The organism is Pseudomonas sp. PP3 (assembly GCF_905336995.1).
In the GTDB taxonomy this organism is placed as follows: Bacteria; Pseudomonadota; Gammaproteobacteria; order Pseudomonadales; family Pseudomonadaceae; genus Aquipseudomonas; species Aquipseudomonas reinekei.
Genome location: NZ_HG995459.1, coordinates 5842313 through 5856128, shown reverse-complemented (window position 1 = coordinate 5856128; position 13816 = coordinate 5842313). Strand labels below are relative to the sequence as shown.

13 protein-coding genes are annotated in these 13816 nt (G+C 60.8%); all 13 read left to right on the top strand.

The window, feature by feature from the left end:
* Nucleotides 1–15: 15 nt before the first annotated feature.
* The 13 genes from waaF (at nucleotide 16) to KHO07_RS26505 (ending at nucleotide 13791) form a co-directional block, all read left to right on the top strand.
* On the top strand, nucleotides 16–1050 hold the full coding sequence (waaF, locus tag KHO07_RS26565) for a lipopolysaccharide heptosyltransferase II (protein WP_150735610.1): 1035 nt from the start codon (nucleotides 16–18) through the stop codon (nucleotides 1048–1050).
* Nucleotide 1051: 1 nt separating this feature from the next.
* Nucleotides 1052–2113, top strand: coding sequence for a lipopolysaccharide heptosyltransferase I (waaC, locus tag KHO07_RS26560; RefSeq protein ID WP_212625948.1), 1062 nt, complete (start codon nucleotides 1052–1054; stop codon nucleotides 2111–2113).
* Nucleotides 2113–3237, top strand: a complete 1125-nt coding sequence (locus tag KHO07_RS26555) for a glycosyltransferase family 4 protein (protein WP_150735612.1) — start codon at nucleotides 2113–2115, stop codon at nucleotides 3235–3237. The genes waaC and KHO07_RS26555 overlap by 1 nt, the downstream gene beginning before the upstream one ends.
* Nucleotides 3234–4040, top strand: coding sequence for a lipopolysaccharide core heptose(I) kinase RfaP (gene rfaP, locus KHO07_RS26550; RefSeq protein ID WP_212625947.1), 807 nt, complete (start codon nucleotides 3234–3236; stop codon nucleotides 4038–4040). Before KHO07_RS26555 ends, rfaP begins: the two co-directional genes overlap by 4 nt.
* Nucleotides 4040–4774, top strand: a complete 735-nt coding sequence (locus tag KHO07_RS26545; RefSeq protein ID WP_150735614.1) for a lipopolysaccharide kinase InaA family protein — start codon at nucleotides 4040–4042, stop codon at nucleotides 4772–4774. The genes rfaP and KHO07_RS26545 overlap by 1 nt, the downstream gene beginning before the upstream one ends.
* On the top strand, nucleotides 4771–5523 hold the full coding sequence (locus KHO07_RS26540; protein ID WP_150735615.1) for a lipopolysaccharide kinase InaA family protein: 753 nt from the start codon (nucleotides 4771–4773) through the stop codon (nucleotides 5521–5523). The genes KHO07_RS26545 and KHO07_RS26540 overlap by 4 nt, the downstream gene beginning before the upstream one ends.
* Nucleotides 5523–6974: a lipopolysaccharide kinase InaA family protein gene (locus tag KHO07_RS26535; RefSeq protein ID WP_212625946.1), complete on the top strand. Its 1452-nt coding sequence runs from the start codon at nucleotides 5523–5525 to the stop codon at nucleotides 6972–6974. The genes KHO07_RS26540 and KHO07_RS26535 overlap by 1 nt, the downstream gene beginning before the upstream one ends.
* 167 nt (nucleotides 6975–7141) lie before the next feature.
* The gene (locus KHO07_RS26530) at nucleotides 7142–7477 is read left to right on the top strand and encodes a YceK/YidQ family lipoprotein (protein ID WP_212627695.1); all 336 of its coding nucleotides are present in this window, start codon (nucleotides 7142–7144) and stop codon (nucleotides 7475–7477) included.
* 154 nt (nucleotides 7478–7631) lie between these two features.
* Nucleotides 7632–9389 (top strand): carbamoyltransferase, encoded by a 1758-nt coding sequence (locus KHO07_RS26525; RefSeq protein ID WP_056852329.1) that lies wholly within the window; start codon nucleotides 7632–7634, stop codon nucleotides 9387–9389.
* A complete protein-coding gene (locus tag KHO07_RS26520; RefSeq protein WP_212625945.1) occupies nucleotides 9373–10503 on the top strand; it encodes a glycosyltransferase in 1131 nt (376 codons plus the stop codon). Before KHO07_RS26525 ends, KHO07_RS26520 begins: the two co-directional genes overlap by 17 nt.
* Nucleotides 10503–11399: an antimicrobial resistance protein Mig-14 gene (locus tag KHO07_RS26515; RefSeq protein ID WP_212625944.1), complete on the top strand. Its 897-nt coding sequence runs from the start codon at nucleotides 10503–10505 to the stop codon at nucleotides 11397–11399. The genes KHO07_RS26520 and KHO07_RS26515 overlap by 1 nt, the downstream gene beginning before the upstream one ends.
* A gap of 8 nt (nucleotides 11400–11407) precedes the next feature.
* Nucleotides 11408–12838: a PIG-L family deacetylase gene (locus tag KHO07_RS26510; RefSeq protein ID WP_212625943.1), complete on the top strand. Its 1431-nt coding sequence runs from the start codon at nucleotides 11408–11410 to the stop codon at nucleotides 12836–12838.
* The gene (locus tag KHO07_RS26505) at nucleotides 12835–13791 is read left to right on the top strand and encodes a glycosyltransferase (RefSeq protein WP_150735621.1); all 957 of its coding nucleotides are present in this window, start codon (nucleotides 12835–12837) and stop codon (nucleotides 13789–13791) included. Before KHO07_RS26510 ends, KHO07_RS26505 begins: the two co-directional genes overlap by 4 nt.
* The last annotated feature ends 25 nt before the right edge of the window (nucleotides 13792–13816 follow it).

The window sequence follows — 13816 nt, the reverse complement described above, 5'->3', positions numbered from 1 at the left end:
GTTTATGGAAACCACATGAAAATTCTGATCGTTGGGCCCAGTTGGGTCGGTGACATGGTGATGGCGCAGACACTGTTTCAGTGTCTCAAGCAGCGCCACCCACAGTGCGAAATCGACGTGCTGGCCCCCGAGTGGAGCCGGCCGATTCTTGAGCGCATGCCCGAAGTTCGCCAGGCCTTGAGCTTCCCGCTCGGCCACGGCGCACTGGAGCTGGCGACCCGTCGGCGCATCGGCAAATCCCTGGCCGGGCAATACGACCAGGCGATCCTGTTACCCAATTCCCTGAAGTCGGCGCTGGTGCCGTTCTTTGCCGGCATCCCCAAGCGCACCGGCTGGCGTGGCGAGTTCCGTTATGGCCTGCTCAACGATGTGCGCACGCTGGACAAGGATCGTTACCCGCTGATGATCGAGCGCTTCATGGCGCTGGCCTTCGAGCCGGGTGTTGAACTGCCAAAACCGTATCCACGGCCAAGCCTGCAGATCGACCCGGTCACTCGCGAGGCGGCGCTGGCCAAGTTCGGCCTGACCCTCGATCGCCCGGTGTTGGCGCTGTGCCCCGGTGCAGAGTTCGGCGAATCCAAGCGCTGGCCGTCCGAGCATTACGCCAAGGTTGCCGAAGCGAAGATCCGTGACGGTTGGCAAGTCTGGCTGTTCGGCTCGAAAAACGATCACGCCGTCGGTGAAGACATCCGTTCCCGGTTGATTCCCGGCTTGCGCGAAGAGTCGGTGAACCTCAGCGGCGGCACTTCGCTGGCCGAGGCCATCGACCTGCTCTCCTGCGCCGATTCGGTGGTGTCCAACGATTCCGGGCTGATGCACGTTGCTGCCGCGTTGAATCGTCCGTTGGTGGCGGTCTACGGTTCCACATCGCCGGGTTTCACGCCACCGCTGGCCGAGCATGTCGAGATCGTGCGCCTGGGCATCGAGTGCAGCCCCTGCTTCGATCGCACCTGCCGTTTCGGCCATTACAACTGCCTGCGCCAACTTATGCCGCAAGCGGTGAACGAAGCTCTGCAGCGTTTGCAGGGCACAGCGGTCGAGGTCAAATAGTTTGCGGGTACTGCTGATCAAGACTTCATCGCTGGGCGACGTGATTCATGCGTTGCCGGCGCTGACCGACGCGGCGCGGGCGATCCCCGGCATCACGTTCGACTGGGTGGTGGAAGAAGGCTTCGCCGAGATCCCGACCTGGCATCCGGCGGTGGGCAAGGTGATTCCGGTGGCGATCCGTCGCTGGCGCAAGAACCTCTGGCAAACCATCAAGAGCGGCGAGTGGAAGCGCTTCAAGCAAAGCCTTCGCGCCACGAAATACGATCTGGTCATCGATGCCCAGGGCCTGCTGAAAAGCGCGTGGTTGACTCGCTACGTCAAAGCCCCGGTCGCTGGTCTCGATAAGGCGTCGGCGCGCGAGCCGATCGCTGCCCGTTTCTACAATCGACGTCTGGCGGTTGCCCGTGGCCAGCACGCGGTAGAGCGAGTGCGTCAATTGTTCGCCATCGCCCTGGGTTACGACTTGCCAAAAGGCTTGGGCGACTATGGCTTGAACATCGAGCGCCTGGTGGAATTGCCGCGCAAGAATCCTTACGTGCTGTTCCTGCACGGCACCACCTGGGACACCAAGCACTGGCCTGAAGCCTATTGGCGCGAGCTGACCGAGCGGGTCGGTTATCTCGGCGTCGGGGTGAAACTGCCGTGGGGCAATGCGCTGGAAAAGGCTCGCGCCGAGCGCATCGCTGCCGGTTTCAAGCACGCCGAAGTACTGCCGAAACTGAACCTGGCCGGGGTCGGCAAGGTGCTGGCGGGTGCACAGGCGTGCGTGGCGGTGGACACCGGTCTCGGTCATTTGGCCGCCGCACTGGACGTGCCGACGCTGTCGCTGTTCGGCCCGACCAACCCGGGTCTGACCGGCGCCTACGGCAAATCACAGATTCACCTGGCCAGCGATTTCCCTTGCGCACCGTGCCTGCAAAAGAAATGCACCTACCAACCGACGGCCGAAGACGCCCGTCAGTTCGACCTGAAACGCGAGTGGCCGTTGTGCTTCACGCGCCTGAATCCCGAGCGTGTCGCCAGCCGACTGAGCACGTTGTTACTGGCTGAGGAGCTGCGCTGATGCAATTGGCATTTGTCCTGTACAAGTACTTTCCCTTCGGTGGCTTGCAGCGCGATTTCATGCGCATTGCCCTGGAGTGCCAGAAGCGCGGTCACCAGATCCGCGTCTACACGTTGATCTGGGAAGGCGACGTGCCACCGGGGTTTGAAGTGCTGGTGGCGCCGGTCAAGGCGTTCTTCAACCATCGTCGCAATGAAAAGCTCAGCGAGTGGATGGAAGCGGACCTGGCCAGGCGCCCGGTGGATCGTCTGATCGGCTTCAACAAAATGCCGGGGCTGGACGTCTATTACGCTGCCGACGGCTGCTTCGAGGACAAGGCACAGAACCTGCGCAACTCGCTGTATCGCCGCTGGGGCCGCTATCGCCACTTCGCCGAATACGAGCGCGCGGTGTTCGCCAAAGACGCGAAGACTGAAGTGTTGATGATCTCCGAAGTCCAGCAGCCGCTGTTCATCAAGCATTACGACACGCCGCTGGAACGCTTCCATCTGCTGCCGCCGGGCATCGCTCAGGATCGCCGCCGCCCGGCCGATGCCGACGACATTCGTGCCGGGTTCCGAGCCGAATTCAACCTCAAGGACGATGAGCTGCTGCTGGTGCAGATCGGCTCCGGGTTCAAGACCAAAGGCGTGGATCGCAGCCTCAAGGCGCTGGCGGCATTGCCCGCTGATCTGAAGAAACGCACGCGGCTGTTTGTAATCGGCCAGGACGACCCCAAATTATTCCAGATGCAGAGCGCGACGCTGGGGCTTGGCGATAACGTGACGTTCCTCAAGGGCCGCAGCGATATCCCGCGTTTCCTGCTGGGTGCCGATCTGTTGATCCACCCGGCCTACAACGAAAACACCGGTACCGTGCTGCTTGAAGCGCTGGTCGCCGGGTTGCCGGTGCTGGTCAGTGCGGTGTGCGGTTACGCCCATTACATTGCCGAGGCCGATGCCGGCCTGGTGCTGGACGAACCCTTCGAGCAGGCGCAACTGACGCAGTACCTGACCGGAATGCTGAACGACGCTCAAGCACGGGCGGCCTGGAGCCGCAACGGTCTGGCCTTCGCGGAGACGGCCGACCTCTACAGCATGCCGCAGCACGCGGCCGATGTGATTCTGGCGGAGCACGCTAAATGAAGTTGATGCTGGCTGAACCGTTCAAAAGCCTTTGGGCCGGACGCGATCCGTTCGCCGAAGTCGAGGGCTTGCAGGGCGAAGTGTACCGCGAGCTTGAAGCGCGCCGGACCCTGCGCACCGAGGTGAACGGCAACGGGTTTTTTGTGAAGATCCACCGTGGCATTGGCTGGGGCGAGATCTTCAAGAACCTGCTCACCGCCAAATTGCCGGTACTCGGTGCGGGGCAAGAGTGGAAAGCGATCCAGCGCTTGCAGGAAGTCGGCGTGCCGACCATGACGGCCGTCGCTTACGGTGAGAAGGGCAGCAACCCGGCGGATCAGCACTCCTTCATCGTCACCGAAGAGCTGGCGCCGACGGTCAGTCTCGAAGATTTCAGCATCAACTGGATCAAGCAGCCGCCAGAGCGGAAGCTAAAGCGCGCCCTGATCGCAGAAGTGGCGCGCATGACCGGCATGATGCACCGCGCCGGGGTCAACCACCGCGACTGCTACATCTGCCACTTCCTGCTGCACACCGACAAACCGGTGACGGCCGATGACTTCAAATTGTCGGTGATCGACTTGCACCGCGCCCAGACCCGCCCGAAGATCACCGCGCGCTGGCGCAACAAGGATCTGGCGGCGCTGTACTTTTCCGCCCTGGATATCGGCCTGACCCGACGCGACAAACTGCGCTTCCTCAAGGGTTATTTCCAGCAACCGCTGCGGCAAATCCTCAGCGAGGAAGCCGGGCTGCTGAGCTGGCTCGAAGGCAAGGCCAACAAACTCTACGACCGCAAACAGCGATACGGGGATGCGCTCTGATGGCGGGTTGGACACTTGAACCTGAGTACAGCGATCTGGCGGAAGACTTTGGCAGCCTCGAAGCGGTGTTTGCGCTTCAAGGCGAGCGCTTGACCCGTGACCCGCTGTCCGAAGTCATCCGCGTCCAGCGCAAGGGCGTCAACTATTACGTCAAGCGCTATGTGGGTGCAGGCAAGGGCTTGCGCCGTTACCTGGGCAAGCCTCGGGTGAAAATGGAGTGGCAGAACCTCAAGCGCTTCGCCAAGTGGGGGATTCCCACCGCCGAAGTGGTGGCCTGGGGGTTGGAGCGTCGCGGCATGGCTTATGATCGCGGGGCGATGATCACTCGTGAGCTGCCGAATACCGAAGATTTGTCGGCCCTGGCCGAGCGACACGACCCCAAGCTCGCGGATCGCGCGTGGGTCGATAACGTCAGCCGCCAACTGGCCAGCTACACCCGGACCATGCACGAGCACCGTTTTACCCACAACGATTTGAAGTGGCGCAACCTGCTGGTCGACGATCAGCCCCGGCTATTTCTGATCGACTGTCCCAATGGTGATTTCTGGAGCGGTTTCTGGCTCAAGTACCGCATCACCAAGGACCTGGCGTGCCTGGACAAAGTCGCCAAATACCAGCTGTCGGCGACCCAGCGCCTGCGTTTTTACCTGCAATACCGGCAACGGGCGCGGCTCAATGCCGCCGATAAAAAACGGATTCGGCACGTGGTTAGATTTTTCGAGGGACGCGAATGACTGATTTTCTGGCCGCTGAAGACCGTGCGCTGCTTGAGCGCCATGGCCTCGGCACGTTCGATGCGCTGTGGTCCCGGCAGCTCGATGCCGTGGACGAACCCAACACCGTTCGCGGTGGCTGGAGCAGCGTGTTTCGACTGGATCTGGAAGGTCATGGCTTCTATCTCAAGCGCCAGAGCAACTACCAGATGCGCACTTTGCACGCGCCATTCGGCGAGCCGAGTTTTGCCCGTGAGTTTCGCAACATCAGCCGCTATGAGCAGCTCGGAATTCCAGCGCTGAAAGCCGCGTTCTTCGGCGAGCGCAAGGTTGATGGCGAAGTCCGCGCCGTGCTGCTGACCCGGGCGCTGGACGGTTGGGATGACCTGGATTCGCTGCTGCGGCGCTGGTCGGACCTCGGCGAGGCGCAGCATGTGGCCATTCTGCAGGCCTGCGGACATCTGGCGCAGCGCCTTCATGGCATGCGTCAGGTGCACGGCTGCTTTTATCCCAAACACATTTTCCTGCGCGCCACCGGCGACGGTTATCAGGCGCAGTTGATCGACCTGGAAAAGACCCGGCCGCTGTTGTTCGGCCAACGTGACCGGGTCAAGGATCTGGAACCGTTGCTGCGTCGCGCGCCCGAGTGGAGCGAAGCGCAGTTGCGGGTGCTGTTGGCCGCGTATCTGGATCAGGCACAGGACAGTTCGCTGATCGACAGTTGGCTGACACGCTTGATTGCCCGGCGTAGCCATAAGGGGAAAGGCTGATGCGCTTGTCTGAACTGAAAAACGCTGGTCGCAGTCCGGCGTTGCCATTAAGCCTTTCCCTGGCCGATGCTGCCGGGCCGGCCGATCTGCAATTACTCAGCCTGCTACGGGTGTTGCCGGGGCAGCGCTACGTCGGTGCGGGTGTCTGGCGTGGCCGGCCGGTGCTGGCAAAATTGCTGGTTGGCAGCAAGGCTGCGCGGCATTTTCAACGTGAGCTGGACGGCGTGCGCTTGCTCGCTGCTCAAGGCTTGACCACGCCGCTGCTGTTGGCCGATGGCCTCAAGGACGGCGAGGGCGGCTGGCTGTTGTTCGAGTTTCTGGAAGGCGCTGAAAGCCTCGGCGATGCATGGCAGCAGGTTGAACACTTGCCCGTGCTGGCCGACGAGCAATCAGCGGTTTTGGCCGAGGCCTTGGGTGCCATTGGCCAAATGCACCGCAAAGGCTTGTGGCAGGAAGACCTGCACCTGGACAACCTGTTGCGTCAGGGCCGTCGGCTGTATTTGATCGACGGCGCCGGAATCTGCAGCGAAACTCCAGGCCAGCCGTTGTCGCGGCAGAAAGTCCTGGAAAATCTCGGGGTGTTTTTCGCCCAGTTGCCGCAATCCCTGCAGCCGTTTACCGAAGAGTTGCTGGTGTACTACCTGCTGAGCAATGGCGAGCATGCCTTGCCCATGGAAGCGCTGCAGAAGCAGATCGACAAGGTCCGCAGCTGGCGTCTCAGGGATTTTCTGAACAAGGTCGGCCGTGATTGCACGCTGTTCAGCGTGCAGCGCGGGGCGTTCGGCTTGCGTGCGATTCACCGCGAGGAAGAAGCGGCCATGCTGCCGGTGTTGGAGCGAGCCGATGACTTGCTTGACCAGGGGCATCTGTACAAGACCGGTGGCGCGGCGAGCGTCGGCAAGGTCGAGGTTGATGGCCGCACGCTGGTGATCAAGCGCTACAACATCAAGGGGTTCGCGCACTGGCTCAAGCGCTTCTGGCGCCCGAGCCGGGCCTGGCATTCCTGGCGTGAAGGCAATCGCCTGGCGTTCCTCGGCATCGCCACGCCCAAGCCGCTGGCGCTTCTGGAGAAACGGTTTCTCTGGCTGCGCGGTCGCGCCTATCTCATCACCGAGCATCTGCCGGGACCGGACATCATCGAGCGCTTTGCGCCCTACGTGGACAGCGGTGATGCACCGAAGTCCGAGCTGGCGGCGCTGGATCATCTGTTTGCCGAATTGATCCGTGAGCGCATCAGCCATGGTGACTTCAAGGGCCACAACCTGTTCTGGCAGCAGGATCGCTGGGCGTTGATCGATCTCGATTCGATGTGCCAGCACGCCTCGCTCGCCAGTTTTGCACCGGCGTATGCGCGGGATCGCGCGCGGTTCATGCGTAATTGGCCGCAGAGTAGTGCGCTTTACCGAGTCATCGATCAGCGTTTGCCCAAGGATGTTTCTGGCGCAGACTAAATCGGACCTTCGGTCCTATCGCGGGCTTGCCCGCGATGAGCCCAGAGCAGTCAATCAAGAATGGGGACAGTTTCTTAAGATACGTCCTACATAATCTTGGGAAGCCATGAACTGTGGCCTGAATGAGCGCGATGCTAGTTTGCCCTGACGTTCACGGAGGGCAGATTTTGACGATAAAAATGGCAGCTGCATCAGGCGCGATTTCGCTGGCGTTGGCGGGGTGTGGGAGCATCTCGACGGTACTTCAGGATGACGCCGACGCCGCTCAAGGGCTGCGAAAGCAAAAAACCTATTGCCAGTCCATCCCGCGGGTCTATAGCGGCCTCGCTTATGATTTTTGCATCTTGAACGCACCACCTGATCCCACCGGAATCCTCGTACCGCTCGTTCTGCTGGACCTGACCCTGTCTTGCGCACTGGATACCGTTGCCTTGCCCTACACGATTTACCGGCAGGGTGTGGACGGCAATATCCAGATCTACTGGCGACCGGCGCGAGGTTAAACAGGGGTCGAAAGAGCTTGCCGCTTGCCGCTAGAGGCTTGCCGCTGCTTTTACGCTATAATCCCGCCCTTTAGCTGTCTCTCGCCCCTTGCGAGGGCACATAAATTTTTGAGGCGCACTGCGCCTGCACGCAGACTAAAGAGGCTAGACCCCTGTGGCATTGACGATTCTTGGCCTGTCCGGCGCCCTTAGCCATGATCCTTCCGCAGCCCTGTACATCGACGGCAAGCTGGTCGCGGCGGCTGAAGAAGAGCGCTTCGTGCGCGATAAACATGCAAAGAACCGCATGCCTTATGAATCGGCGAAGTTCTGCCTGGAACAGGCCGGCATCAAACCTTCCGACGTTGACGTGGTAGCGATTCCATTCGCACCGATCAGCCTGTTCGGCAAGGCTCGCTGGCACTACGCCAAGCGTTACTGGTACGCCCCGGACCGCGCCCTCGACGCGATCCTGATGGGCAACCGTCGCTACAAGCGCTATCGCAACAAGATTGTCTGGTGCCTCGAGCAACTGGGTTTCGATCCGAAGAAAATCAAGATCGAGCCGGTCGAGCACCACCTGGCCCACGCCTCCAGCGCCTACCACTGCTCCGGTTTCAAAGAAAAAACCGCGATCCTGGGCATCGACGGCAAGGGCGAGTACGCCACGACCTTCTTCGGTTACGGCGAAAACGGCAAGATCCACAAGATCAAGGAATTCTTCGATCCTGACTCCCTCGGCGGCCTTTACGGCGCGATCACCGAGTTTCTCGGTTTCGAGATGCTCGACGGCGAGTTCAAGGTCATGGGCATGGCGCCTTACGGCGACGCCAGCAAATACGATTTCTCGCGCCTGGCCTCTTTCGAAAACGGCGAACTGGTGATCAACACCGATTACGCCAACGTCATCGGCCTGCGTCGCTATAAAGAGAAGGGCAAGGGTTTCTACTTCTCGCCGAAGCTGATCGAGTGGCTGGGTCCGAAGCGCGAAGGCGACATCGCCGACGAGCCGTACATCCACTATGCCGCGAGCATGCAGGCGCTGTTCGAGAAACTGGCGCTGCAAATGATCGACCACTACCTGGGCGACGTGCTCAAGGAAACCGGCAAGCTGGCCTTCGCTGGCGGCTGTGCGTTGAACGTCAAGCTGAACCAGAAAATCATCGCCCGCGACGACATTAAAGAGCTGTTCGTACAGCCTGCGTCCGGCGATGCCGGCACCGCCGTCGGCGCCGCGGCGTATGTGTCCCACGCCCGTGGCGTACCGGTCGAGAAGATGGAACACGTCTACCTCGGCCCGTCGTACAGCAATGAAGACGTGATCGCCGCTTGTGCCCGTCATGAGAACAAGCCTGCGTGGCGCAAGCTCGACAACATGCCGGAGCAGATTGCCAAGATCATGGTCGACGGCAACCCGGTGGCCTGGTTCCAGGGTCGCATGGAGTTTGGTCCGCGTGCACTCGGCGGTCGTTCGATCATCGGTTGCCCGAGCGTGCCGGGCGTGGCAGATCGCATCAACCATCAGATCAAGTTCCGCGAGCGCTGGAGGCCTTTCTGCCCGTCGATGCTCGACACCGTCGCGCCACAGATGATCAAGATCGATCACCCGGCACCGTTCATGACCTTCACCTTCGAAGTGGCTGAAGAGTGGAAAACCCGCGTGCCGGAAGTCGTCCATGAGGACGGCACCTCCCGTGCCCAGGTGCTCAAGCGCGAATACAACCCGCGCTACTACGACATGATGAAGGCGCTGGAAGTGCTGACCGGCAACGGTGTGTCGCTGAACACTTCGCTCAACCGTCGTGGCGAGCCGATGATCTGCTCGCCGACGGACGCCTTGAACATGTTCTTCGGTTCCGATCTACAGTATCTGATCATGGAAGACATCCTGGTGGTCAAAGAGGGCGCGAACGCATATGACACGCTCGGCTGAACGCCATGTGTTGCAGTTCTGCCACGGCTATGACGGGCCGTTTCTGGACTGCGCCCGGCAGTACGCCAGCCTGTTCGCGGGGACCGGTTATCGGGTGACCACGGTGTTTCTCACCGGGGTCGCAGACGCTGAAGTCGCCGCCGGATGCGCCTCCGACGAAGTGTTGTTCATGGAATACAGCTCCAAGGCCATTCGTGGCCTGAAGCTGGGCGCCATCGGCGATCTGCGCAAGATCGCCGCTTCGCGCAATTTCAGTTTCTGCATTGCCCACCGCTTCAAACCCATCTACATCGCCTTGCTGGGCACTTCGTTGCCGGTAATTGGCGTGCACCACGCGTTTGACGATTACAAGCGCGGCACTCGCAAGCTGTTCGCTCATATTTTCCGCAAACGCCTGAGTCTGCTCGGGGTTTCCGACGCCGTGCGCGATGACATGCGACGTTGCCTGCCGAAGTGGCCGGCGGCGCGAATCCAGACACTTTATAACCGCATCGATGTGCCGGCCTTGCAGGCCAGCCAGGTGTCGGCACGCGAGGCGCGGGAGATTCTCGGGCTGTCGGCGGATGCCTGGATTGTCGGAAACGTCGGGCGGTTGCACCCGGACAAGGATCAGGCCACGTTGCTTGATGGCTTCGCCGCCGCGCTGCCGGGCCTGCCCGCCAACAGTCAGCTGGTGATTCTTGGCAGCGGGCGACTGGAAGACGACCTCAAGGCGCAGGCGCGCGAATTGGGGGTCGGCGATCGCGTGCTGTTCCTCGGTCAGGTACCCGAGGCCCGACGTTATTTTCGTGCCTTCGATGTCTTTGCCTTGAGTTCCGATCACGAACCCTTCGGCATGGTGCTGCTCGAAGCCATGGCGGCTGGTGTACCCTTGCTTGCCACTGCATGTGGCGGGGCCAGGGAAGTGGTCGAAGGCGTAGGTATTTTGTTCCCGCTGGGCGATGCCGAACATCTGGCGCAAGGGCTGCAACACTTGGCCGTGATGGACGATCAACAGCGTCATCAGTGCGCCGAGCTGATGCTGGACCGCTTGCGTGAACGCTTCTCCGACCGCGCGGTGCAGGATGCTTTCTGGCAATTGCCACACGTTATCGAACTGGCACCGAGGGGCTGATGCTCAACAGATTTCAAGGCTGGCGCGAACGTGGCTGGTCGGTAGCCGATGCCTCGATATATGCCGAGGCCTGGCAGCGTTACGGCGGCAGCGTCGCGACCCACCCGATGGTGGTTGAGCGGCTGGCGCAGTTGGCCGATATTCCGGTGCGTTACTTGGCCTGGGAGCATGAGGGCGAAGTCAAAGCTGCGATCCCGACCTGGGGACGCGATCTCGCCCTGTCCAAGGATGTGCTCAAGCGCAGCGGCAAAAAAGGCCTGTTCGACCTTGGCAATGCCGAGATCATCCTGCCGGCCGCCGCCGATGCCCAGGCACCTCTGCGCCATCGCGGGCGTTACCTGTCGGCCCTGAACGAAAGCCGTTTCACGGGCATCAAGCTACAGGCCGAACAGCTGGCGATGGCCCGCACGCCTGAAGAGTTGTCGAAAAAGTTTCGCTATAACCAGCGCCGTGAACTCCGCTTGCTGGAAGAGGCGGGTGGTGTGGTTCGACCGGTTTCGGAGTTTTCCAGCAGCGAGCTGGCCGCCATTTACTGCGACCTGTTTCAGCGCCGCTGGGGCTTTCCAGCGACCGGCGCCGAGCGCATGGCAGAGGTCATCGAGCTGTTGCGCGAGTTGTTGATCGGCTCGGTGATTTTCCTCAACGATGCCCCGATTGCCATCCAACTGGTGTACCGCGTCGTAACGCCTCAGTGGATCAGTGTCGAATACATCAATGGCGGCGTTGACCCTGAAACCCGGGCGTTCAGCCCTGGCAGCGTGTTGAGCTTCCTCAACACCCAAAGTGCTTGGGAACACGCCCGGGCGCTGGACAAGCCCTTGCGCTTTTCCTTCGGCCGCGCCGACCGGGAATATAAGGATCGCTGGTGCAACCCTGTGCCGGTCTTCACCGTATGAGCCAACCCATGAGCCGCAAACAACAACTGCTCAAGCGCCACCGGCGCAACAAGCGCATCGGCTTGCTGGTCGCGCTGGGATTGTTGATTGTTCTGGGCCTGCTGGTGGCCTGGTGGCTGCCACTGGTGCTCGCAGTCCTGGGCTGGATCGCCCATGAGGCCTGGTTCGCCGACCATTTGTTCTATTCGCCCAAAGACGATTACCAATACAGCTTCCCGCCGTACACGCCGCAACCGAAGGTGCACTTGAACGGCGAACGCCTGCGGCTGGACGATGGCGTCATGCTGGTCGAAGACGCGACGCTGGTGTTGGCGTTGCGGATCAAAAGCACCTGGCTGGGGCGTTTCCTTGATCCGGTGGTCGAGTTGACCGGCGGTGACAACCCGGACCGGCAGACCTTCGAGCGCGGCGTAGACGGCTTGCGTTACCTCAACCTCAGTGGCCAGGCGCAGGTGCTGTCCAAAGGCGAACTGCGCTTGCGCGGTCGCTTCTGCCGCCTGCTCGGCGAGCCGGTGCTGTGGGCGTTCGAACATCCGGATTACAGTCGTCAACGGGTGATGGTCATCGCGCCCCACGCCGATGACGCGGAACTGGCTGCCTTCGGTTTGTACAGTCGCGCCAGCGAAAGCTGGATCGTGACCCTGACCGCCGGCGAGATCGAAGCCGAGCATTATCAACAGATGGGCCTCGACGGTGTTGAAGCGTCACGCCTGAAAGGTTCGCTGCGGGCCTGGGACAGTGTCAGCGTGCCGTTGTGGGGTGGCGTGCCCCAGGCACGTTGCATCCAGTTGGGGTATTTCTGCCTGCAACTGCCCGCCATGCAGAGCGCGCCGAAGGAACCTGTGGCCTCCCGTGAAGCGCAGCTTGGCGACACCCGTTACTTCCGCCGCTTCAATCCATTTTCCCTGGCCAGCGATGCCGACGGCGTACCGTCCTGGAACAACTTGCTGGCCGACTTGAGTGAATTAATCGAGCGAATCCAGCCTCAGGTCATTGTTTTGCCACATCCGACCTTTGATCCGCATCCAGACCATCTATGCTCCCAGCAAGCGGTGATGCAGGCATTGAACGGCACCGTCTGGCAGCCGGAAACGCTGTTGCATTACGCCAACCATTTACACGACAACGATCGCTGGCCGATGGGCGAGGCCGGCACGGGTGTGGCACTGCCTCCGCAAATCGGCGCAAACGCACCGCTGCGGCCGTGGACACCTTGCCTGTCGTCTGAAATGCAGTGGCGCAAGGCCATGTCGTTGGGCATGATGCACGACCTTCAACCCCGGATGCCGTTCAAGCGTCTGCTTCGCCGAGGGATTCAACGTTGCCTCGCGGCCCGGCGTTGGCCGGCTTTCGGGGATAATGAGTTCTTCCGTAAAACAGTGCGACGCCACGAGTTGTTCTGGGTTCAAGAGCTGGCTGGCAAGAGAGAGACCAATTGAAAGTTCTGTTTCTGGTGCAGAAAGAGCAGCGTGCGATCCTCGATCGGCTGTATGACGGGATCGCCGAGCAGTGCGACTGCGACAAGCGGGAACTGACCAGTGCGGAGCAGGACGACTTGCGTGGCTATTTCCGCAAGCACGTCGACGTGAGCCTTTACGATCGCATCGTTTTTTTCCTGCGCTTCAAAAAGGAGATCAGACAGGTTGCGTTCATACAGACCCTGCCCAATCTGGTTATCCTTGAGCACGATGCGTATCAGAATTACATCCCGTGCAAATACACCGGCAAGTTCAGTGCGCACTACCGTAAATTGCCCTGGGCGCGCGTGATCAGCTCCGGGTACATGGTCAGCCAGCGTTTGCGCGAAGAGGGTTTTGATGCCCATTTCGTGCCCAAGGGCTACGACCAGGCACTGTTGCAGAACCGCCAGCTCGAGCGTGATATCGAGTTGGGCTTTGTCGGCAGCCTCAACAGCGTGGCTTATGCCGGACGCAAGGCCATGCTCGAATCGGTGGCAGAAGTCGAAAACCTGCTGATCACCCGCACCAAGTCGGGTGAGGAATACTGCGAAACGTTGAGCCGGATCCGTTGTTTCGTCAGTGCCGACGTCGGCATGGGCGAATACATGATCAAGAACTTCGAGGCCATGGCCTGCGGTTGCGTTCTCTTTGCGTACGACCAGGGAGAAGACGAAAATCGCGCCCTGGGCTTTGTCGACATGCAGAACATTGTGTTGTATCGGACTCGAGAAGAGCTCCAGGAGAAGCTGGCGGTACTACGTGAATCACCGGAGCTGACCGAAGCCATTTCATTGGCCGGGCAGGCACTGGTAGAACAGCGTTACACCTTCCGTGCGGTGGGGCATGCGATTGTCGAGGCGATGCGTGAGCCGCTGCGCGAACGGGTTCCGTTGAGCTGGAAAGAAAAATTACGCTTGTCGCTGGGGCTGTAAGGCCGGGTGACTCAACAACCAAGGG